Annotated in this window: 19 protein-coding genes; 13 read left to right on the top strand and 6 right to left on the bottom strand. The window is 41.3% G+C overall.

Annotated features, from left to right (window positions below; all coding sequences use genetic code 11):
• The first annotated feature begins 4 nt into the window (after window positions 1-4).
• From RMZ41_RS16605 to RMZ41_RS16615, 3 genes are all read left to right on the top strand, one after another.
• Window positions 5-406, top strand: a complete 402-nt coding sequence (locus tag RMZ41_RS16605; protein ID WP_322643634.1) for a hypothetical protein — start codon at window positions 5-7, stop codon at window positions 404-406.
• A gap of 184 nt (window positions 407-590) precedes the next feature.
• Window positions 591-1,487 carry a DUF4351 domain-containing protein gene (locus tag RMZ41_RS16610; RefSeq protein WP_322643633.1) on the top strand — a complete coding sequence of 299 codons (897 nt, stop codon included), beginning with the start codon at window positions 591-593 and terminating at the stop codon, window positions 1,485-1,487.
• A 27-nt stretch (window positions 1,488-1,514) separates the two neighbouring features.
• A complete protein-coding gene (locus tag RMZ41_RS16615) occupies window positions 1,515-1,748 on the top strand; it encodes a DUF4351 domain-containing protein (protein ID WP_322643632.1) in 234 nt (77 codons plus the stop codon).
• Between the two features lie 124 nt (window positions 1,749-1,872).
• Here the strand turns inward: RMZ41_RS16615 and RMZ41_RS16620 are convergent, their stop codons facing one another.
• Complete coding sequence (locus RMZ41_RS16620) at window positions 1,873-2,583, bottom strand: Uma2 family endonuclease (RefSeq protein ID WP_322643631.1); 711 nt, start codon at window positions 2,581-2,583, stop codon at window positions 1,873-1,875.
• Window positions 2,584-3,047: 464 nt separating this feature from the next.
• Between RMZ41_RS16620 and acnB the strand changes: the two genes are divergently transcribed.
• Together acnB and RMZ41_RS16630 are read left to right on the top strand one after the other, a co-directional pair.
• The gene (gene acnB / locus RMZ41_RS16625; RefSeq protein WP_322643630.1) at window positions 3,048-5,711 is read left to right on the top strand and encodes a bifunctional aconitate hydratase 2/2-methylisocitrate dehydratase; all 2,664 of its coding nucleotides are present in this window, start codon (window positions 3,048-3,050) and stop codon (window positions 5,709-5,711) included.
• Window positions 5,712-5,714: 3 nt separating this feature from the next.
• Entirely contained in the window at window positions 5,715-5,861 is a 147-nt protein-coding gene (locus RMZ41_RS16630; RefSeq protein ID WP_322734379.1) for a hypothetical protein, read from the top strand.
• A gap of 285 nt (window positions 5,862-6,146) precedes the next feature.
• Here the strand turns inward: RMZ41_RS16630 and RMZ41_RS16635 are convergent, their stop codons facing one another.
• Window positions 6,147-6,713, bottom strand: a complete 567-nt coding sequence (locus RMZ41_RS16635; protein ID WP_322643629.1) for a hypothetical protein — start codon at window positions 6,711-6,713, stop codon at window positions 6,147-6,149.
• Between the two features lie 240 nt (window positions 6,714-6,953).
• Window positions 6,954-8,960 carry an amylo-alpha-1,6-glucosidase gene (locus tag RMZ41_RS16640; RefSeq protein WP_322643628.1) on the bottom strand — a complete coding sequence of 669 codons (2,007 nt, stop codon included), beginning with the start codon at window positions 8,958-8,960 and terminating at the stop codon, window positions 6,954-6,956.
• A gap of 589 nt (window positions 8,961-9,549) precedes the next feature.
• On the opposite strand from RMZ41_RS16640, the gene RMZ41_RS16645 reads away from it, so the two are divergent.
• Window positions 9,550-10,110 carry an HD domain-containing protein gene (locus tag RMZ41_RS16645; RefSeq protein ID WP_322643627.1) on the top strand — a complete coding sequence of 187 codons (561 nt, stop codon included), beginning with the start codon at window positions 9,550-9,552 and terminating at the stop codon, window positions 10,108-10,110.
• A gap of 233 nt (window positions 10,111-10,343) precedes the next feature.
• Entirely contained in the window at window positions 10,344-10,784 is a 441-nt protein-coding gene (locus RMZ41_RS16650) for a thermonuclease family protein (RefSeq protein ID WP_322643626.1), read from the top strand.
• Between the two features lie 75 nt (window positions 10,785-10,859).
• Here the strand turns inward: RMZ41_RS16650 and RMZ41_RS16655 are convergent, their stop codons facing one another.
• Window positions 10,860-11,978: a DUF6745 domain-containing protein gene (locus RMZ41_RS16655; RefSeq protein ID WP_322643625.1), complete on the bottom strand. Its 1,119-nt coding sequence runs from the start codon at window positions 11,976-11,978 to the stop codon at window positions 10,860-10,862.
• A complete protein-coding gene (locus RMZ41_RS16660) occupies window positions 11,944-12,237 on the bottom strand; it encodes a hypothetical protein (protein WP_322643624.1) in 294 nt (97 codons plus the stop codon). The genes RMZ41_RS16655 and RMZ41_RS16660 overlap by 35 nt, the downstream gene beginning before the upstream one ends.
• Before the next feature lie 486 nt (window positions 12,238-12,723).
• Between RMZ41_RS16660 and topA the strand changes: the two genes are divergently transcribed.
• The 6 genes from topA to RMZ41_RS16690 all read left to right on the top strand — a co-directional run bounded on the left by topA (window position 12,724) and on the right by RMZ41_RS16690 (window position 22,586).
• Window positions 12,724-15,375 carry a type I DNA topoisomerase gene (topA, locus tag RMZ41_RS16665; RefSeq protein WP_322643623.1) on the top strand — a complete coding sequence of 884 codons (2,652 nt, stop codon included), beginning with the start codon at window positions 12,724-12,726 and terminating at the stop codon, window positions 15,373-15,375.
• Between the two features lie 599 nt (window positions 15,376-15,974).
• Entirely contained in the window at window positions 15,975-16,115 is a 141-nt protein-coding gene (locus tag RMZ41_RS16670) for a hypothetical protein (protein WP_012410890.1), read from the top strand.
• Between the two features lie 7 nt (window positions 16,116-16,122).
• Complete coding sequence (gene aroQ, locus RMZ41_RS16675; RefSeq protein ID WP_322643622.1) at window positions 16,123-16,587, top strand: type II 3-dehydroquinate dehydratase; 465 nt, start codon at window positions 16,123-16,125, stop codon at window positions 16,585-16,587.
• A gap of 140 nt (window positions 16,588-16,727) precedes the next feature.
• On the top strand, window positions 16,728-17,657 hold the full coding sequence (locus tag RMZ41_RS16680) for an ADP-ribosylglycohydrolase family protein (protein ID WP_322643621.1): 930 nt from the start codon (window positions 16,728-16,730) through the stop codon (window positions 17,655-17,657).
• A gap of 118 nt (window positions 17,658-17,775) precedes the next feature.
• Entirely contained in the window at window positions 17,776-20,445 is a 2,670-nt protein-coding gene (locus RMZ41_RS16685; RefSeq protein WP_322643620.1) for an HD family phosphohydrolase, read from the top strand.
• A 431-nt stretch (window positions 20,446-20,876) separates the two neighbouring features.
• Window positions 20,877-22,586, top strand: a complete 1,710-nt coding sequence (locus RMZ41_RS16690; RefSeq protein WP_322643619.1) for a hypothetical protein — start codon at window positions 20,877-20,879, stop codon at window positions 22,584-22,586.
• Between the two features lie 14 nt (window positions 22,587-22,600).
• Here the strand turns inward: RMZ41_RS16690 and RMZ41_RS16695 are convergent, their stop codons facing one another.
• Window positions 22,601-23,257: a TetR/AcrR family transcriptional regulator gene (locus RMZ41_RS16695; RefSeq protein WP_322643618.1), complete on the bottom strand. Its 657-nt coding sequence runs from the start codon at window positions 23,255-23,257 to the stop codon at window positions 22,601-22,603.
• Between the last annotated feature and the right edge of the window lie 216 nt (window positions 23,258-23,473).

Consider the following 23,473-nt stretch of genomic DNA (forward strand, 5'->3'; position numbering starts at 1 on the left):
ATTTATGGCTCGGAGAAAACGTAGTTCCCGGATTTTAGAAAAAGCTGAGTTTAGAGTTGCCGGACTGAAAGCTATCGATCCAAAGATCAATTTTGATGATACTCACAACTTGCAAAACCTGACTCAATTAATAGACAATTTTCACAATTTGCTTGATGAATATAACGCTGCTATAGCTATGATTGACTCTTCTAGAAATAAGCTAGATGAGATGGAAAAAACCTTAAGTCAGGTTTCAGACAAAATGCTGACGTGGGTTAGTTGCAAGTACGGCAAAAACAGCAATGAATATGAACTTGCAGGTGGAGTTAGAGACAGCGAACGTGTCCGCAAAAGCAGATTGACACGCTTAAAATCTAACACAGATAAAACATTAGATGAAAATGCAATAACCGCCACGCCCTAACGGTAAGTCAAAAGGCTTATATAATCTGCTTTTAACTTTTTTAGAATAGTATCTGTGAAAATTCAAGGTGTCAAGATCCCCGACTTATCAAAGAAGTCGGGGATCTATTTCATCACAAATAATTTAAGACTGCTATATAATAAGACTTTGCATTAACTCAGAACTTGCGAAATCTTAAAATTGAATGACCCGTTTTATTCATGATAAATTCGCCAAAGACTATCTAGAAGAATTATTAAAAGATTACGGAGAAGTCAAGGCATCAGAAAAAGTCTCAGGAGAAATTAAAGAAATAGATGTTTTATTCACTCCTGCCAAACAACAAAGCTCTAAAATACAAATACTGGGTTTGTTAGGGAGATTTGCCCAACAGCCTGCAATTATAGAACCGTACCGCAATCCAGCTTCTACTGATGAAATCTGCGACTGTATTCTCAAACTATTAGAAGTCAAAGCTTTCTTGCGACGAGAAGCTAAGGCAAATAAAACCAAACTTCAGGACTCAGAAATTCCCAATTTGTGGGTTCTTACTCCAACCATATCTGAAACTAGATTGTCTAGCTTTGGAACTATACAAAAAGCAGGTTGGTTATCAGGAGTACATTTTCTGCCAAATGCTTTGCGAACAGCAATTGTGGCAATACACCAACTACCGCAAACACCAGAGACATTATGGTTAAGGCTTTTAGGTAGGGGAAACGTGCAGTCACAAGCGATTATCGAGTTGCAAGCGTTACCATTAGATCATCCATACCAACAAGCAACTCTCGAATTAGTTTACAACTTGCGCGAAAACTTGAGAGTAAATCAAGAATTAGAAGCAGATGATAGGGAGTTAATTATGCGACTAGAACCACTTTATCAAAGAGACAGAGAACAAGCCAAAGAAGAAGGAAGGCAAGAAGGAAAGCAAGATTTAATACTGCGTCTACTGAATCGCCGTATTGGTGAGATTGATACATCATTAATAGGGCGAATTCAAGGTTTATCCATTGAACAATTAGAGAATTTAGGGGAAGCATTGCTAGACTTTTCTAGTGTTACTGATTTAGAAAGTTGGTTGAATCAACAATCAATCTAATTCATTTCGATTGATAAAGAGTTAATTATGCGACTAGAACCACTTTATCAAAGAGACAGAGAGCAAGCTATACAAGAAGGAAATAAACAAGGAGAACAACGTTTAGTTATACGCTTACTCAATCGCCGTATTGGTGAAATTGATACATCATTAATCGAGCGAATTCAAGGTTTATCCATTGAACAATTAGAGAATTTAGGAGAAGCATTACTAGATTTTTCTCGCGTTGCTGATTTAGAAACTTGGTTAAACCAACAATAAAATCAAGACTTGTAAGCTTTAATTGCGTTAGCGTAGTAAGGCGTTCGCTTTTAGTTTAGCGTCTCCCAAAAGTTGCCCATTGCATAGCTTGATTCTCGCCTTTAGCGAGTATTGCGAATTGTCTTTATAGATTATTAGGGTCAATATTTAATTCTCGCAACTTAGCGGCTAGGCGTTCAGCGCGTTGCTTCTCCTGTTCAGCACGCTGTCTTTCTTCATCCGCACGCTGCTTTTCCTGTTCTGCTAATTCTTGCGGTGTCGGCACTAACTGCCCCTGGGCTGTAAAATAACGTAATTGATTGTCCTGCACGCCTAAGTATAAATCTAACTGCTGACTCCATAACCAACCTTGGGGGTTCGCTTCTATTAGTTGGTAATTCCCGTCTACTAAATGAAACCCCACAAATTCTAAATTATCCGGGTCAAACCAAAAATACTCTGGTGTGCGAAAGATATCTTGGTAGATTTGTTTTTTTAAGCCTTTGTCTGTGGCTTTTGTAGAAGACGAAAGCAACTCGACAATGATATTTGGATATTTACCATCTTCTTGCCAAATCACCCAACTTTTGCGCGGTTTTTTTTCGCATCCTAGCACCACAAAAAAGTCTGGGCCACGAAATTCTTCAGATTTAAGCTGACGTTGGCTATAGTAAATTGTCAAATTCCCCGCCGCATAAAAGTCATTGCGATTTTGCCACCACAATTCTAAGCATTGTAATAACAGAATAATTTGGCGTAGATGTAAATCGCTTTCCAATGGTGGTTCGTGACTTTCTATATCTCCTGGTGGAAATATTATATCTTTTGCTGGTTCTAATTCTTGGGCAACTGACATGACTTTCTTGGGGCTAGGGGTGAGATGTTCAGATGAACGGCTACAGGTGGATGCACAGATATAATTACTATCATAATCTTGTTGATTTATAATTATGTGCTAATTATGTGCGATCGCACTGTATTAAAAGTGATTAGCTGAATATGATATTACAGATATAATAAGACTTTTAATTTAACCAGAATCTAATAGACCTAGCGAATAAAAGTCGCGGTTATACAGGCAAAACCCACCGACCTGGGTTAAAAATCCTTGATTTCCTCTTAGTCTACGGAGGTAGACTTTGTTTGTGTAGTAACGAATCCTATTCGCCTCATACTTTTCAAACTTTCAGTATAAAAAAAGTTGCGAATAACCGATTACCAGTAAGGCTTTCATCATAAAAGTAAGCTAAACTTTTATAGCCAAGTATTGCCTAAAAATTTCATAATTAAAGATAGAACATCCCAATGGAGAATATAAAAATGCTAGAACAATATCGTAAACACGTTGCCGAAAGAGCAGCACTCGGTATTCCCCCTTTACCATTGGATGCCAAGCAAACCTCAGAATTATGTGAATTACTGAAAAATCCGCCAAAGGGTCAAGAGGATATATTATTGCATTTATTGAGCGATCGCGTTTCTCCTGGTGTCGATCCAGCAGCTTATGTCAAAGCTGGATTTCTCACCGCGATCGCCAAAAAGGAAATCACCAGTCCCTTGGTTTCGCGCATAGAAGCGGTACAATTGTTAGGGACAATGGTAGGTGGTTACAACGTGCAAGCTTTAATCGATTTGCTGCAATGGCCCACCGTATCCGTCTCAGACTCATCTGAAACACCTCTGGTAATGGGTGGACAAGGAAAGGAACCCATCGCCGCTTATGCCGCCAACGCCTTAAGCAAAATCCTCTTGGTGTATGATGCCTTCCACGATGTTTTAGAGTTGTCTAAAACCAATCCTTTCGCCAAACGGGTGATTGATTCTTGGGCGGAAGCTGAATGGTTTACCCTTCGCCCCACAGTTCCAGAAGCGATTACCGTCACTGTTTTTAAAGTTCCTGGCGAAACCAATACCGACGATTTATCCCCCGCCCAAAGCGCCACAACTCGCCCAGATATTCCCTTACACGCCTTAGTGATGTTAGAGTCCCGGCAACCGGGAAGCTTACAAACCATTGCCGAATTGAAGAAAAAAGGACATCCTGTAGCTTACGTGGGGGATGTAGTTGGTACAGGTTCCTCGCGTAAATCTGCCATCAACTCAGTATTGTGGCACATGGGAAATGATATACCTTTTGTGCCAAACAAACGCGCTGGGGGTTATGTTTTAGGTGGTGCGATCGCGCCAATTTTCTTTAACACAGCAGAAGATGCCGGTGCTTTGCCTATTCAGTGCGATGTCACCAAACTCGAAACCGGCATGGTAATTACCATCCATCCTTACAAAGGCGAAATCACCAACGAAACAGGCGAAGTCATTTCCACCTTTGCCCTTAAACCTGACACCATCCTCGATGAAGTCCGCGCAGGTGGACGCATCCCCCTACTTATTGGACGTACCCTCACCGACAAAACTCGTCTTGCACTCGGTTTAGAACCCAGCACCGTTTTCACCCGTCCCCAGCAAGCCTTTGATACAGGTAAAGGCTACAGCCTAGCCCAGAAAATGGTCGGTAAAGCTTGCGGATTATCTGGTGTGCGTCCCGGCACATCCTGCGAACCCATCATTACTACCGTTGGTTCTCAAGATACCACTGGCCCCATGACCCGCGACGAATTGAAAGAACTCGCTTGTCTTGGTTTCAGTGCAGATTTAGTTATCCAAAGTTTCTGCCACACAGCAGCTTATCCCAAACCAGTAGACATTCAAACCCATCACGAACTCCCCGATTTCTTTGCTTCTCGTGGTGGTGTCGCCCTCCGTCCCGGTGATGGTATTATCCATTCTTGGTTAAACCGGATGCTGCTACCCGACACCGTAGGAACTGGCGGCGACTCTCACACCCGCTTCCCCTTGGGTATTTCCTTCCCCGCCGGTTCTGGATTAGTAGCATTTGCAGCCGCCTTGGGTGTGATGCCTTTAGATATGCCAGAGTCAGTTTTGGTAAGATTCAAAGGAGAATTACAACCAGGTATCACCCTGCGGGATGTGGTGAATGCCATTCCTTACGTAGCAATTCAAAAAGGTTTGCTGACAGCAGAGAAACAGAATAAGAAAAATGTTTTCTCTGGGCGAATTTTGGAAATAGAAGGTTTGCCAGATTTAAAAGTTGAACAAGCCTTTGAACTCACCGATGCTAGTGCCGAACGCTCTTGTGCCGGATGTACAATTAAGCTGAGTGTAGAGACAATTTCGGAATATCTGCGTTCTAATGTAGCGTTGCTGAAAAATATGATAGCACGCGGCTATCATGATGCGCGTACCATGCTGCGCCGTGTGGCAAAAATGGAAGAATGGTTAGCAAATCCCGTCTTATTAGAAGGCGATGCCGATGCTGAGTATGCCGAAATAATTGAAATTGATTTAAACGAAATCAAAGAACCAATTGTTGCTGCTCCCAATGACCCCGATAATGTTAAGTTATTATCGGAAGTTGCTAACGATCCAGTGCAAGAAGTATTCGTCGGTTCTTGTATGACGAATATTGGTCATTATCGGGCAACAGCTAAAGTTTTAGAAGGCGCAGGTGAAGTCAAAACTCGCTTGTGGATTGCACCACCAACGCGTATGGATGAACACCAATTAAAAGAAGAAGGTGTGTACAGCGTGTTCGGGGCTGCGGGTGCGCGTACAGAAATGCCAGGATGCAGTTTGTGTATGGGAAATCAGGCGCGAGTTGCTGATGGCACAACAGTATTTTCTACCTCTACCCGCAACTTCAATAATCGCATGGGTAAAGATGCGCGAGTGTATCTTGGTTCAGCAGAATTAGCCGCAGTTTGTGCGCTGCTAGGGCGGCTGCCGACAGTGCAGGAATACTTGGATATTGTGGCGAGTAGAATTGAGCCTTTTGCCGATGATTTGTATCGGTATTTGAACTTCGATCAAATCATCGGTTTTGAGGATGAAGGGCGCGTAATTCCATTGGAAGAGATGCCCAAGCTTGAGGATATTTTGGGTATGCCAGCTAGTAGTTTGCGTTAGTAAATGAAGAGTGCTGAGTTCCAAGTGCTGTTAGCGGAAGCGGGGCGTTTAGCCCGTATTGAGTTGATACACGCCCACACTATGCGCGGGTATCAACTTTCTCTCTATAAGAAGATTCCGCGCCACTTGCGGGCGGGGCTTTTACCATAGTGCGGAAGTACTGAGTAATCTTCTTGCTACTCATTACTCAGCACTCATTACTCAGCACTCAGTCTTGTAAAGTGGGGTGGGCATTGCCCACCTTACTATGTAACATTAACAGGACTTACGCAAGAACTCTCTGAAACTCTTATTCCTTTGTGTCCTTTGCGTCCTTTGCGGTTCGTTTTATTATGATTTTGCGTAAGTCCTAATTAATAGGGAATTACCATAGCTTATTAGTTTTGAATTGCACTCCAAAAAATTAATAAGCTGCGGTCTAATAGCCATAGCCGATTAATTAAAGTATCGAATTGACTGCGAAACTTTGACTGCTTCTTGGGGAGTAAGATTACTACAATTAGACAATTCTGGTACTACTCCAGTACCAACAAATCTGTAAAAAGGGCCATTTTGCGAACCTAACCACTGTGATAGCAATGTTGGTTGTTTGGCATTACCGTATAATCCTACCTCCAAAACACTTTTTCCAAATATCGGAGAATTTATTGGATAACTGCGCGATCCAGAAGGCAAGTCGCCAATACCACCAGATGTTGACTCAATTGCAAAGCATTTATCTGCACTTAAATTTTGGTAAACGACTAAGTAACGCAAGCTATCAACATTTTCACGCCCAGCCTCAACTAATACTTTGTCGGCACGAAAATTTGCGGGTATGTAACTTGGTAATGCTACTTTTAACCCTAGCGATCGCAAAACTTTTAATTGAGTCGATGTTAATTTTATTACCGAATTGGTTTGTGAAGGTCTTGGTTGAGCAATTACCGCCGCTGTAGAAGCAATAATACAAGCGACAACACAAAAGGAAGCAAAGCTAACTGAGTACTTTAATATATTCATGGTTAATAATCATACTTAAAAATTTTGAAAAAGTGCAAATTTCTTGATTTCTCAATCTGGTAAAGTAGCAAAAGTTTTACCAGATGAAGAAGTTCCAGAGATCCTTAATGTACAAAAGGATTGGAAGTCAATTCTTTTCTGTAGATGTAATAGAGAGTAAAGATGGAACTAAGCTCATTGTAGAAATTGCTGATGGGCAGCTGTTTTACTCAACTTTGGGTGGGGTAACAGGTAAGTGCATCAATTATCTGTCATCAACCAAGCACGTAAAACCTCTGCTACTGTCCACGCTTGGGCAATACATCCCCGTGGAGTCATCGGAGCATCACCATCAAAAATCTCGCTGAGACTGCCAAGACCATGTGCAGTAAGATGATTAGCCATTGGTTCTAAAAACTGACGAGCTTGCTCAGGGTTTTTGTAGACACGCAGGTGGGCTAAAACAAACGGCCCCAACAACCAACCCCAAACTGTCCCTTGGTGATAAGCTCCATCTCTTTGATACTGATTACCTCCGTATTTACCTCGGTATTGAGGATGGTCGGGTGCTAGCGAGAGTCTTTCAGACACGCTACGCGAACGCAACCCATGAGAAGTCAGCAGCATTCGCCCGCATACTTCCACCACACCCCTTTGCTGGACAGGTGTTAGCGGGCTTTCTGGTAGCGAAACGGCAAAGATTTGGTTAGGTCGCAATGCTGCATCATCACCATCAGGACTGTCTAGAACGTCATAGCAATAACCTGTCTTGTCATTCCAGAAGCGAGAAAATCTATACTTAGCCCGGTCTGCCATTGCCTCATATTCTTGGTGTGGTTTACCAAGATGACGGGCAAACTTTGCCATTGTCCGTAAAGCATTATACCAGAGGGCGTTAACTTCAATTGGTTTACCAATTCTGGGCGTAACTACCCAATCGTCAACTTTGGCATCCATCCAAGTCAGTTGTACACCTGCAACACCTGCATAAAGTAAGCCATCAGCCGCATCGAGATGGATGTTGTAGCGTGTACCACGACAGTGCCAATCAATGATGTCTGCAAGTATGGGAAAGAGTTCAGCAAGCAAAGTATCATCATCCGTAGCGCTGTAGTAGGCGCGGACTGCTTCAAAATACCAGAGAGTAGCATCCACTGTATTATATTCTGGTTGCTCGCCCGCATCGGGAAAGCGATTCGGCAGCATTCCCTGGTCTATGTATCTAGCAAAAGTGCGAAGAATTGAGCGTGCTACCTCTGGGCGACCAGTGGAAATTGTCAAACCAGGTAGACTAATCATGGTGTCGCGTCCCCAGTCGCTAAACCAGTGATAACCAGCGATGATAGTTTTGCCGTTGGGGTCTTCTGGTACTGGACGGTCAACAATAAATTGGTCAGCAGCTAATATTAGTTGCTTAATCCAGGTAGGTGATTCTTTAGTCTTGAGGGGTCGGTTACTATTCCAAAATCCTGTTAGCTTCTGCTCTTGAGCGCGACGTAACTTCAGCGCAGCTTCGGCATTGAGATTTGCTTGTTTTTCTGTGCTGGCTACATAAGCGATCGCTTCCCCAGGATTCAGTGTAACCTCAAAAGTCGCAGCGTGGAGATGGTCTTCTCTATCTCTCAATCCCCGATAGCGTTCAACAGCCAAGTCAAAGCCATAATACCAATCGTGCACAACAGATGCACTACCGCCATCACTCAGTAAATACAGTGGTACAGCACCAGGATAAGCAGTTACACAAATCCCCTGTTCCACTTGCTCAACAGACATCTGCCAGCCATTACTTTGGGTGTCGCTGTGATAATCGCGGTAATTGACCATTGCTTTGAGCGTCAACTTCAGAGGTTGTGTGGCACGACGCAGAATATATTGAACATAAGTAGTGTTAGCACCTTGTTGCATCCACACCCGTTTTTCTAACAAGGCATCGGCAACAGCAAAACGCCATAAGGGAATTGTACCTTCCAGAGAAAAACGTTCAATATTTTGATACCCTTGGGGGCTGACAGTTCCATCTGCCCAACGATTGGTGTCTAGAGAATAAAAGCGATTGTCATACAGGACAGTTTCATCTAGTTTTGTCAGCATTAAGGTACGACCTAAAGGTGGTTTCAATGCTGCTACCAGTAATCCGTGATAGCGACGGGTCAATAAACCAGCCACAGTTCCAGAAGCATAACCACCAATACCATTAGTAACTAACCATTCCCGTGACTCTGCCGTATCAAGATTGCCGCAGATTTCCCGCCCAAATTCTATACACATAAGTCAACACTTTTTCTTGGGATCAATATTTGGATTATCGATTATGAATCCTCTAGTGTGCTGAGAATGGTATTAAGAATTCTAAAATCTTAACTGGCGATCGCGGTTAAATAAAATACATCATTTTAAGTAATATTAAATACAACTATCCTTAGTAAGACATTTCTGCAAGTAGAAGCTAAAATGCCTCTAAAGGATTCTTTAACGTTATTAGAAAAGCACCCACTCTTAAGGAATTAGGGAGAGAAAACTATAATTTACTCATTGCCAGCGAATTTTCAAATCAAAAGAGGAAGAATAGAGTGTTGAAAGATGTTGAACGTTATATTCCTTCAGAGGAAAAATATTTAGAGGCATTCCACTCAATTTATAAAGAATTAACTCCGGGACACAAATTAAAACGTTTTATATTATACATTGACTAAAAAAACTACTGTAATCTTCAGTTTGTAAGTACTTAGATATAAATAAACTTAACCACATCATCGTAAATAGAGCAGACTGAAGTCAAGCGCTTCTTTTGCTACGGTGATTCTAATTTAGGATTACGAGATACAGTATTGCATCACTTCATAAGAAAAATCGCTAAATGGAAAAATATCAACTTAGCCCAAAAAACTGGTCACAAGAAACTTACATTAAAGCTTTCAAGAAAGCAGCCTACGCCCATCAAGGTCAGAAAATGCCAGGTTCAGAAATACCTTACCTCATGCACTTAAATTTTGTAAGTATGGAAGTAATTGCAGCCTTAAGTGTAGAGACACATGATGGAAATCTTGCTATTCAATGTGCTATTTTACATGACACCATCGAAGATACTGATACAACATTCGAGGATATAAAAACCGAATTTGGTGAATCAGTAGCTAATGGTGTACTTGCATTGACCAAAGATGAAAATCTAGCAAAACATCTGCAAATGGCAGATAGTTTACAAAGGATCAAAAAGCAACCACAAGAAATATGGATGGTGAAATTAGCAGATAGAATCACCAATCTACAAGCACCACCACATTATTGGAATCGAGACAAAATTGTTCGATATCGAGAAGAAGGTATTCAGATTTATGAAGCTTTACAGGACGCAAGCCCATTTCTTGCATCCCGCTTGGCAAAGTTAATTGAAGATTACAAAGCGTTTATCAAGTAAATAGCCTTTTGTGATTTAACTCACACTAGCAACTTTAGTACTGCAATAACATTATATTTATGCATAAATTCTTACATATAAGAATCTGGTTTTATGTAGAGAAAATATCCGTAGGATGTGTTAGCGACAGCGTAACGCATCAAACCCTTGATCATAGTGCGTTACGAACTCTGTTATAACACACTCTACAATACCTAATTTCGTTCAAAAATCAAATATGATTTCTATAGAAAATGATGGAATTATTTGAACTAATGTTGGTGCTAGCTACAGTAGTTGGTGTTACAGACGGAAACACAATTTTGGTTAAAGATAATGCCGGAAAAACAATTCCAGTCAAGCTAGCATGTATTAATGTACCAAAGGCAACTGAACAGGCATATACATTAGCAGCAACAAAAAGATTAAAACAGCTACTACCACCGAAAACTCCTGTCGTGATTAGAAGCACAGAACAGCTTGAAAATGGTAGTACAGTTGGGGAAGTGTATGTGGATAATCGGTCAGTAAATCTTCTTTTGGTAGAGTCAGGTAATGCTGTAGTTGACCGAGAAACTTTACAAAATTGCTACGAGAGTAAAACGCAATTTTTAATTGCAGAAGCTAATGCTAAAAATAAGCATCTGGGATTGTGGCAGCAATCAAAAGTGCAATTGAAGTCTCATATCAAGTAATATCAAATCCAGTTGAAGATTTATTATTAATTACTTCCTTTTTAAAAAGAGTTAGGGCGCAATACGCTGAAGCAGCTATGTTTGCTCACCAAATTCCTCTGGATCTACACCCCAATTTACCCAGCCAATTGCTTCACGCGCTGATTTCATATTCGGTGGAACTCGCAAGGCGTGAATAAAGCTTGTGCTAGGGCAAGTCATTTTTAATAAGTAAATTGGTTCTTCATCAACATCAGCATCTATTTTTAATAGCGTGTATTCTTGCCAATTATCTAATTCAATAGCTTGTAGTTCTTGGGAGATTCTAGCGTAACCAATACCCTGAATTAACACTCGGCGTAGTTCGGCGTTTTCTTCTGTTAAAAGCCATCGAGATTGCCATTGCTGCGGGTGGATTTTACCATACTTTTCAGGCAAAGTTACGCCGTGGTAGGAGTAAAGGCTATATCCATCAGTAAATTCAATGGCAGGTTCGCCTTCAGCGTGGAGGCGATTTTCATTGTCGAAGCGCAGGTGAAGGGGGCGATCGCATATTATACAAATATCATCATACGCAAACAACCAACCACATTCTTGAATTAAAGATTGAAATACTTTCCATTCCTGTTGAGGATGATCAATGTTCAAGACAGAGACAAAAAAATCAAACCCAGTCATCCAATTATAGTGACTTCCAGGTTTAAAGCAATCATTAAGTTGGATTGTAATCCACCACGAATGATCCTCTAATTGCTCATTTACTTGAGTGCTAAATTTTTCACTTAAGTCGTTGTATATTTCATGATTTGAAGGATCATCTATCACATAATCAAAACAGTTATCTAATTGCCTACGAACTTGGTTTCCAAACTGTTGATCGAGTTTACTCGAAAGTTCGTGAAAGAAATGAGCCGATAAAAAGCTCCCTAAACTATTAGGTTCATTGAGATAACTGTCAATAAATTGAGGTGAAAGCCGTTTTAGCATCCAGTTGCAGGCTGCATAAGGACTATCCTGAAAAAAGATTTCCGGCTCTTCATAGTCAAAGTCAATTGCAAGATAGGCAGCTTTTACGGCTTCTGCTGCTTTTTCACGATCAATCCGCTCGGTCGAAAGCGCAATTTTCTGCCACTTTTCCCGATAAACTGGAATTAAAGCCTCTTGCTCAGGCGTTAAATTTTCAATCAGCGACATAACGCCAACCTTCCGGCTCATATTCCCTCTGAATTTTCACCATCCAATCACCTTGGGGAATAGAAATAGCTTTATGCTCTTCATGAGCTAGCAATGCCGACTCTGAAAAGACACGCAAGTATAGTGTGCTATCTTTATCGTATAATTCGGCATTTCCCTCAGTAATGCGATGTTTATGCCCCGTAACTTCGCCTTCTGCCAAAGTTAAGTGAGGTATTTTTTGTCCTTTAATTTGCTGTACAGGCAGTAAAATTACATCACCTTGACGAATCGGTTGCATAGTTTTGCTTTCCTGACATGGGTACAAACCCTACTTCGCTTTTGCTCTCAAGTTTGGTTTAATTTTGGCACAAGCTATATGGAGTTGGGAATTGGGAATTGGGAATTGTACTAAGCGGTCGCATAACATCTCATAGAGAAGCTGAAGTAAGGGGAAGTATTAGGCATTGAGTATTAAATTTTAAAAAACTCTTTCCCATTCCCCATTCCCCATTCCCCATTCCCAATTCCCAAATTTTAAAACTGTAGTCGCCAATTATGCGTTAGATAAGTTAAAGATTGAAATAGCTGGAAATTCACATCCAGCGTAGCCTCATCTATCCTCTGGGACAGACTGGGCATAAGTTCAGGGGGTTTTCTCCCAAGCAGACAGTTTATGTGAGGATTAAATCACCGCCCTAAGCGCGACCTTTTATCTTGACAATTTGCAAAAATTACCTCAATTTGACTGTTTAGCTTAGTTGCTATTCTTTTTATTGAAATTTCCATGTCAACTCTTGTCATCGTCGAATCTCCAACCAAAGCTCGTACCATTCGCAACTACTTGCCAGCAGGCTATCGGGTGGAAGCGTCTATGGGTCATGTGCGTGACTTACCTCAGTCGGCTAGTGAAATTCCTGCTGCCGTCAAGGGGGAAACATGGGCGCAGCTAGGGGTAAATGTGGACGCCGACTTTGAACCGGTATATGTTGTCCCGAAAGACAAAAAGAAAATTGTCACCCAGCTTAAAGATGCCCTTAAAGATGTAGATGAACTGATTCTGGCAACAGACGAAGACCGGGAAGGTGAAAGCATTAGTTGGCATTTATACCAATTGCTGAAACCGAAAGTTCCGACAAAGCGGATGGTGTTTCACGAAATTACCCAAGAGGCGATCAAAAAAGCTCTGAAAGACTGCCGCAATATTGATGAGCAGTTGGTTCGCGCCCAAGAAACGCGCCGAATTTTAGATCGACTTGTGGGCTATACCCTGTCTCCACTGCTATGGAAAAAAATCGCCTGGGGATTATCTGCTGGGCGAGTGCAATCTGTAGCTGTGCGGCTTTTAGTCACTAGGGAACGCCAACGCCGCGCTTTCCATGAGGGTACGTACTGGGATTTGAAAGCCAGTTTGTCAAAGGAAAAAATGCCCTTTGCTGCTCAGTTGGTAACATTGGCAGGAATGAAAATCGCTAACGGTAGCGATTTTGACGCAACAACTGGACAAATTACCGCAGGTCGCAATGTCTTGTTACTCAACGAAGACCAAGCGATCGCCCTCAAGGAACGCCTAACTGGGAAAACCTGGAGTGTTACCGAGATGGAAGAACGCCCAGTGACGCGCAAGCCGTCGCCACCGTTCACTACCTCGACGCTGCAACAAGAATCTAACCGGAAACTGCGCCTCTCAGCCCGCGATACAATGCGTGTTGCCCAGAATTTGTACGAGCAAGGGTATATTACCTATATGCGGACAGATTCGGTGCATTTGTCAGATCAAGCGATCGCAGCTGCTCGAAGTTCTGTAGAAAAACTTTACGGTCAACAATACCTCAGCCCCCAACCCCGGCAATACACCACCAAATCTAAAGGCGCACAAGAGGCACACGAAGCAATTCGTCCAGCAGGTAGCACCTTTCGCACCCCCCAAGAAACTGGTTTGGGCGGTCGAGAACTTGCCGTTTACGATTTGATTTGGAAGCGGACTGTTGCCTGTCAAATGGCTGATTCCCGCCAAACTCAGATTAGCGTGCAATTGCAAGTCGAGGATGCGGGATTCCGTTCTTCTGGCAAACGGATTGAATTTCCTGGCTACTTACGCGCCTACGTCGAAGGTTCAGATGACCCAGAAGCAGCACTGGAAGACCAGGAAGTAATTTTGCCGAATCTGAAAGTAGGCGATCGCCCCGATTGTACAGAACTGGAAGCAGTCGGGCACGAAACCCAACCGCCAGCTAGATTCACCGAAGCAACTTTAGTGAAAACCTTAGAAAGTGAAGGTATCGGTCGTCCCAGTACCTACGCTAGCATCATTGGCACAATCATCGACAAAGGTTATGCCCATTTGGTGAGTAACGCTCTTATTCCCACCTTTACAGCTTTTGCCGTCACCGATTTACTAGAAAAACATTTCCCAGACATCGTTGATCCTAGTTTTACCTCGAAGATGGAGCAAACCCTTGATGACATTTCTACAGGTGAGGCAAAATGGCTGCCCTACTTGCAAAAATTTTATCTAGGAGAAAAAGGGCTGGAAACCCTGGTAAAAGAAAGGGAAAGCCAAATTGATGCCACCAAAGCTAGAACTGTAGAACTGGAAAATCTAGATGCCAAAGTCCGCATTGGTAAATATGGCCCCTACATTGAAGTCGAAAATGGTGAGGGGGTAATCACCGCTTCAATTCCCAAAGACTTGACACCAGCCGACCTCGACCCCAAACAGGTAGAAGTATTGCTGCGGCAAAAAACCACAGGCCCTGACCAGGTAGGTAGACATCCCGAAACTGGCGAACCGATTTATGTGAAAATTGGTGCTTATGGGCCTTATGTCCAATTGGGCGACAAAACCGACGAAAACCCCAAACCGAAACAAGCCTCTCTACCCAAGGGTGTTACCCCAGAAACCGTTACCTTAGAAATGGCTGTTGGTCTGTTGGCACTACCCCGAACATTGGGAGTTCATCCGGTGACTAACGGCAAAATCCAAGCAAGTTTGGGGCGCTTCGGGCCTTATGTGGTTCATGACCAGGGTAAGGAAGGGAAAGACTACCGTTCCCTAAAAGCTGCTGACAATGTATTGACAATTACCCTAGAACGTGCATTGGAATTATTATCAGAACCGAAAAAGGGACGCAGTTCCACCAATAGCAAGTCCAAGGCAGCCTTACGCGAATTGGGTACACATCCAGATGATGAAGAAACAATTAACATCTACGATGGCCCCTATGGCCCTTATATTAAGCATGGCAAAACTAATGCGAGTATTCCAGAAGGTCAAACGGTTGAAGATATAACCCTGGCTGAGGCGCTGAACTTGTTGGCAGCTAAGGCATCAACAGCGAAATCGACTCGCAAAACGACTAAATCAACGAGTTCCAAATCTAAGTCAACTGCTAAATCAACGACGGCTGCAAAGAAAAAGGGCACAAAAGAAGGCTAACTGCAAGTCAGCTAATTTTGGATTCTGGATTAAAAGAATTTTGGGGTTCATACCTCAATGCTACTTAACTTTATTTAGGGAACTCCAAGAAATAAATTATCCAATTTCACTCCTGCAAAACGACTTTCTTTCCCCCTGCTCCCTGCCCCCTGCCCCTCTGCCTACATAGCGATGGGATATTTATTTGGAAGTCCCTTATGTCGCGGAACCCTTTCAGCGCAGTGCAACCCCCTTGTAGGTGTACAATTCAAAGACGCTCCTACGGACGCTCAATGACTCGCTACCGCTTCTCTACGAGACGCTACGCGAACGCGAACCCTACGCCATAGTAAATTTAAAATTCGTAGTCAAGAGTCCAAAGTCCGATCTTGAAGCTCTTGACCCTTGATATTTATCCCTGATAGGATGCAGTTCTGTAGGTTGCAAGTGTGATACTCTAAAAAGTAAGGGAGAACACAACGCCAAATTTTAGAAGTGGCTTATATCCCAAATACGGGATTGTGTTTCAGCCCGCTTGGAAGCCAGAGGTGCGACAATATGCCATTTTATGCGTACCTGTTAATCAAAAATTGAGGTAGTATCTCAGGAGCGTTCAGTTCATGGACTATATAGAAAAGGTGCTGGAAAAGCTTAAGGAATTAGCTCGCAGGCTAATTGAAAGCCTGTTAGGGCCAGAGGCTGAACCGGAACCGGAACTGATTCCGATTCCTGTGAACGATCGCTCGCGTCGTCGCCACTAAACCCAAAGTGTTGAACTCGACATCGCAACCCTTAAGCATTCTGGCATTGCATGGGCCAAACTTAAATTTGCTAGGACAGCGAGAACCAGGAATTTATGGCTCGTTGACACTAGCTGAAATTAATCGCCTGTTAGAAGAAGAAGGATTCAAGTTACAGGCGAAAGTTTTTCCTTTGCAGTCAAATCATGAAGGAATTTTGGTAGATACTATTCATGAGGCGTTAGGACAACATCAGGGGATTTTGATTAATGCTGGGGCGTATACTCACACAAGTGTGGCTTTGCGAGATGCGATCGCGGCTGTTAACTTGCCCACAGTCGAAGTACATCTGAGTAATATATACCGCCGGGAAGATTTTCGCCATCATTCATACATCGCCCCAGTTGCGATCGGGCAAATAAGTGGTTTTGGTGTTCAAAGTTACTTGTTGGGCTTACAAGCTTTGGTGAATCATTTGAGAGTTAGGAGTTAGAAGTTAGGAGTAGAGACGCGAAAAACTTTTGTCTGTACGGGAGTTAAGATTTAGGAATTAGTAGTTGGTAGTAAAGTTAGGAATTAGCGATATTTCATTAACTCCTCACTCCTCACTACTCATTTTTAACTACATAATTTATGCGTTACTCTCCTATAAGTCGGTTTAGAGGTACTCTCCTTGGAGCATTTTTGGGGGGAAGTTTAGCCCCTGGTGGTAAAATACAGTCTCAGAGTTACCCAGATTTGGGCAGAATGGCGATTCTGGGTACTGAGAGTTTGATTGCGTTGGGTAGATTAGATTTAGATGATTGGATAGCGCGTCAGCAACAAGAATCTCTTCATTTAGCAGCAACTGACGATCTATCAATAAAAATAATTATTGCCACACTACCAATAGCACTTTTTTTTCACGAAAATCCGATGAAGTTGCGGCAAAACTTGCTGCATGTACTCAAAATCTGGGAAGATGACCCAGTAGTAAGGGATGGAACATTAGCGGTAGCTTATGCGATCGCTCTTGCCCTAACCGAAAAACTCAACCCTCTTACCCTCATCCCACAAACAATTGCTTTTCTTGGTGAAACGCCGACATCAATACCAAAAAAATTATTAAAAGTCCAGAATTTATTAGAACAAGGAGCGGGATTATCAAAGGCGCAAGCTGAGTTCGCTAGGGAAGAAAAACTCAGTAACACTATTGCTATGGCATTTTACTGCTTTTTGAGTACCTTAGAAGACTTTCGCCTTGCAGTTTTGCGGGCTACTTACAATGATAATTCTACATCTGTAAGCTCACAGGCGACAGGTGCAATTACTGGTGCTTTATCAGGGGCACATAACGGTATTGGCTCAATTCCCGTAAATTGGCAAGTCTTGCTCTTACAAAGCAATTCCCCAGTATGGGGACTAACTAGCTTTTCCCAAATGTTAGAATTGACCGATGCTTTTGTGGCGGTGTGGTCAGGAGTGTATAATATTGCTCTAAATCCCGAGGAGTTAACAGACAAGGGATGTGACATAGCTTTACTTTCAGTTTACGCAGCCCCTCGTGTGATTCGGTCGCGTTAACAATAATTACGAATTACGAATTAGCTTGCGCCACTGTAGTTGCAATATTACCAGATCAAACTTCCCTGATGATTGTCTTTTTTTGAGCTATCAAAGTAGGCAATTGCAGGCAGAGATAATGAAAATGCAGGAATTTTTGCAGTTCTTAACCCAGCAATTGACTCACTGGCGGCGACAGTACAAAGGACTACGCCGTAAGGGAAAGTTAATGAGAAATCCTAAAAGCAAAAGCCATAGAGAGAAACTTCTAAAGACTGCCCTGAAGAATGTAATCTTATTTTTATCAAAAACCAATGAGAAAAATAATCGCCGAAAACAAGAAAGAGCGCTCCAGTCAAAGGCAAAATCGGTCAAAACTAAGAGTACTTATTGTACAGTCTGTTTAGGTTGGGTGCATGAACAGCGTTCCTGGGTAATTTTAGCGATCGCTATCCTATCCCTTACAGGTGTTATTGGACAAAAATTCTACAACCAAACTCAACTCCAAGTAGGGCATCCCGCGCCCCAAACCATTACAGCACCTTACACAACTAGCATCGAAGATCAGAAAAAAACAGAAGCCGAGCGCAAAGCCGTCAGTAGAAGCTCCTTACAAGTGTTGATGCTGGATGCGCGAATGAACGAACAAATCAACGAAAATTTGCAACAACTTCTAGATGATGGTAACGAAATTCGCGCCGTTGCTGGAGCTTTTCCTTTTTTTGATTCTGTAGTTATGCCCATCTCTACCCAGCGTTACCTCCGTTCTTGTCCTGAGTCACAGTGGCAAGCGGTGCTATTGGCTACAGAAAATAGTAAAAATCAGCAGAAGAGACAAACTCCCGCCTTATCACGTCCATCATCAACTGAACGCCAACCGCGCACAACCCCACAGAAGACACCAGTTGATTTTTCTCAAAATACTGACTTTACTCAAGCAGTTGCAGAACTAGAATCTTACCGCGTCACAACTTCTGAGAAAAACTTGTCTTTACTGATTGCCCAAATTTCCCAAACGCGCAAAAGATATACCCAAGCCACCGCCAAACTTTTACAGTTAAAGACTGTTACTTCAGAAGCAGTGTACGAAGAATCCCTGCTTTTGGATTTATCAGATGTGGACTGGGACAAAACACAAATGGGAATCCATCAGAGTGCAGAGCGGATTCTCACCCAAGGCATCCCACAGGGACTACCAAAAAATATTTTACAGGATGCGGTAAGTTTACAATTGCAGTCCTTTGTACCAGAGTCCGCCGAACTTTTGGCAAAGAACTTGTTGTTGGCTGTACTTAAGCCGAATCTGCAAAAAGATGAAGAACAAACCAGAGAAAACGCTCAAAAGGCTGCTGCTGGAGTCCCGCCCGTGATGGTAAAGGTACGGCATGGTGAGGTAATTGTCAAAAGAGGAGTGCAAATTACAGCATGGAACTTTCAGGTGTTGGAGCATTATCGCCTGGTTCGCCGGGAGGTAAAATGGCGGGGGTTGGTGAAATTAGGAGGGTTAATTGCGATCGCCATTGGCATTTTTGTCTGGGTAGAGCGACATATTGATTATGAATTGCGACAACGCGATCGCCTTTTGGTGTTATTGCTAACTCTAAGTGTGCCAGGATTGGTGACAATGGGATTGCCTTATACCACCTGGAGCGCCCTTGGTTTATTGTTGGGAAGCTTTTACGGCCCAATCTTGGGGTTAACAGTTGTTGGGCTGCTGTCGCCGATATTAGCTATTAGTTTAGATATGAGCAAGGCTGCCCTTTTAGCAGGTGTTGCTGGGGCAATATTAGGTAGTTACATAGCACAACGATTGCGATCGCGTGAAGAATTGGCTTTATTAGGAGTTGCGATCGCTTTAACTCAGGGCGGTATTTACCTGCTTGTTAAAATCTTAATTGGTCAAGTATTTGGTTCAACCTGGTATATTGTCCTCCGAGAAGCCGGATTGTTTGCTTTATCCGGTTTAGCCTGGAGTGTTGTAGCTTTAGGGTTGAGTCCTTATCTCGAAAAAGTTTTTGATTTAGTTACTCCCATCCGCCTAGCAGAGTTGGCGAACCCTAACCGCCCGTTATTAAAACGACTCGCTACAGAAACTCCCGGAACTTTTCAACACACCTTATTTGTGGCTACCCTTGCCGAAGCTGCTGCCAAAGAACTAGGATGCAATGTTGAATTAGTCAGGGCTGGGACATTATATCACGATATTGGTAAAATGCACGACCCACTTGGCTTTATTGAAAATCAAATGGGGGGGCCGAATAAACATGATACAGAGATTAAAGATCCTTGGAAGAGTGCAGAGATTATCAAAAAGCACGTAACTGAAGGGTTGGTGATGGCGCGTAAACACCTTTTGCCGACAGCAATTCAAGCTTTTATTCCAGAGCATCAGGGAACGATGTTGATTGCCTATTTCCATCATCAAGCCCAGCAAATGGCTCAGTTAGATCCAAGTTTAACAGTAGACGACGCAGATTTTCGCTACGATGGGCCGATTCCCCAATCACGGGAAACCGGAATTGTCATGTTAGCAGATTCTTGTGAAGCGGCGCTGCGATCGCTGCAAGCATCGGCTAAATCTGTAGGAGAGAAACCATTGCTTAAAGATGTCTCCACCGAACAAGCTTTAGCAATGTTGAATAATATTCTGCGTGCTAAATGGCAAGACAACCAACTTGTAGATTCAGGACTAAAACGGGAAGAGATGTCGCAAATTGCCCAGATATTTGTGGATGTTTGGCAGCAATTTAATCACAAACGGATTGCTTATCCGAAGTTGAAAGCTAATAACACTATGCGTAATTCATAACGGCTTTATTGCGTTCTTCTTCGTTCTCAGAATAGTAGCAAAGCGTTACGGTTGTCACTTTAGCGCGATCTGCGATCGCGCTAAAGTGCCTCGCAAAATTTTTAGGCACCATCACCTACAAAAAATACTTATACTGACTCATCTCATGTCCGGCAAATGACTTGTGATATCAGGTGCTATTTTTATCCCACAAGCGTTGCTTATTTTTTGCTTTTTATTTGTTATCCTTCTTTTTGAATACATGTTGTCTAATTTGTCAATGTGTAAGCCTTCTACTTGATTTTTCTCAATAGTATGTGATTAATTTGACTTGGTTCTTTATGAGAAGAACGCATATATAGGATAGCAACTTAGTCTTTGAAGTAATCCGATATTGGTCTTATCGCTGCTCTATACATTTAGCAAATGTTAAATAAATTACAATTATTTATATGATAAATTATATCAAAACTCTAATTTTAAAAAAACGCAACTTAGTATTTTTATTGCCACTAACAATATATGGAATATGGATAGTGATAATATATTTATATGGTGTAAATATTCCGATACTAGATCAATGGAAAGTACCCGGTGAACAAATAGAAAGTTTTTTTAATAATCAATTATCTTTTTCAATACTTTATAAACAACATAATGAAAGTAGAAAGTTAATTCCAAATATAATATCTGTTGTTTTGGCAGCAATTTTAAATGAATGGAATGTGAAAGCAGAAATGATAATAGGATTACATTTTGCTTTTCTCATGTCACTTTTAATTTATTTATTGTTATTATTAACAAATAAAAGCTTTTATAAAAATATCTTTTTTCTAATTATTTATGATTTTTTATTATTCTCACCGTCCTCTTTTAGTAGATGGTTGCGAGGCATCACTATACATAGATTAATCCCTGATGCTTGTTTAATAGTAAATGCATTAATTTTTCGATCAAATATAAATCAAAACCTAAAAATCTCGTTATATTCATTTTTTTGTGCGGTATCACAATATTCTTTTTCTGGAGGCATTGTTACATGGGTTGTGTCACTGATATTTGTTATTTCTAATAACAAAATTAGCTTGAATGAAAAATTGAAATCTACAGGTTCATTTATATTATTGTTTGCAATATCAACTATTTTTTATTTTAGAAATTATGTCCATCCATACCATCATACAAAAGCAAGTGAAATAGTTAAATATTCTTGGCAAGATATCATAGCTTATTTTTTGGCATTTATGGGCAATATTTTGGGAAATTCTTATGAATTAGATATATTTATAGGATTAGTTTTATTCATTACCTTTACTCTGTTGCTAATCTTAAATTTAAAATGCCTTAAAGAAGAAATTATAGTATGGTTTGCTATTGGCTCTTATACTATTGCACTAGGAATAGTAAACACTATTACTAGATTACCAATGTCTAATGAGAATGCACTAAGAGTTGATTATATTATTCATCTAGTTTATCTACCATTATCAATAATGGTAATTATCTTATATTTATTCAAATATAATCGAAATTTAAAAAATTTAAGTTTTTATTTTTTAAGTATAATAACTGCATTTTACATTAATAAAAATTATCCAAGTACAATTTTGCAAGAGTTAGAACAATGGCAATACAAGTATAACTATAGCAAAAGTTGTATTCAGTTAGTCAATATTTATCAAAAAGATGACTGTATTATGATGCTATCTCCCTCTATTAATTCTATATATTCTTCAAAATTAAATTTAATAATTGCAAGATTTAAAAATCTAAGCCAATTAAATATCTTGCGTCCTGGAATTGTGAATGATATAAAAATATATAATCAGGGTGAATGGGGCTATATTGATTTTATCCAAGAAGACCAAAATGGTTCTTTTAAAATTGGTGGATGGGCTAAACTACCAACGAGAATAGCAGATGCTGTAGTATTAGCTTACCCAAATGAATCTAATGGTTTGATAGTGTTTGATATCCTACCGATAGGACAGGTAAGACCAGATATTTCAGGACTTTACGGCTCACAATATATAAATTCAGGTTGGTCAGGTAATGTAGATTTAAAAAATAAGTTGGCTAATTTTAAAAAATCTTATGTTCAAGCATACGCATTTGATGCAAAGCAAAATATTTTTTACCCTTTAAAAAGTTTGCATTTATAAACATAATTGCAAATTCAATCCCCAATTCGTCGCACACCAGCCACAATAAAATTAACTGCTGCTTGAGTATGCTGCTCAATCATTTCTGGACTCAGTAGTTGCAAATCAGGTCTAGTATGCTTAATGTTTTCGTAAGCGTTGAAGTACATATTACAAACCCCAATAATATGCAGAGTGGTAAGAAATGGATCGATCTGACGAAAACAACCTTCCGCCATCCCCCGCTCTAAAATATTGATGAGATAGCTAAAATTTTCTTGCCAATTTCCCTGTTTGAAATACTTCCCCTGATTTTGGTTTGCTTCTTGAAACCAAAGCATTCCTCTGTGCGGGTGAGCAGCTTCATAAGCGATCGCTTCTTTGACTAGCAGCTTCAAAGCTTCCTCTGGTGGAAACCGATCCAAATTTAGCTGTCCCAGCCCTTCGTGCATCTCCACCGCCGGACGTTGCAGAACAGCTTGGTATAGTCCTTCCTTGCTCTGGAAGTAGTAGTAAATCATTGCTGTGGTGACACCTGCACCTCTAGCGATCGCCTCTGTCCGCGCCCCTTGAAGTCCATTTCTGGCAAACTCCGCTTCCGCCGCATCAAGAATCTGCTTTTTCGTCGCCTCTGCATCGCGCACCTGACGCGGCTTTTTAGATGAGAATTTGGACTCTGTTGAACTACCCACGTTGCTCCATGATCATAACGAAAATATATTAACTAAAAAATTCGTTAGTAGTTGACATGGAAGATGAAATTTATTACATTAATAACAATTAACTAATTTTTTAGTTAATTTCATAACTCATCTATGCAGTAGCCAAAGTTAGCCGAGTAAATGCTCGGTAGTATTAGTTCGTCCATTACAGATAAGACTTTAATTATCCCAATTGAGATTCGGACA

This window comes from Nostoc sp. DedVER02, assembly GCF_034530675.2.
GTDB lineage: Bacteria > Cyanobacteriota > Cyanobacteriia > Cyanobacteriales > Nostocaceae > Nostoc.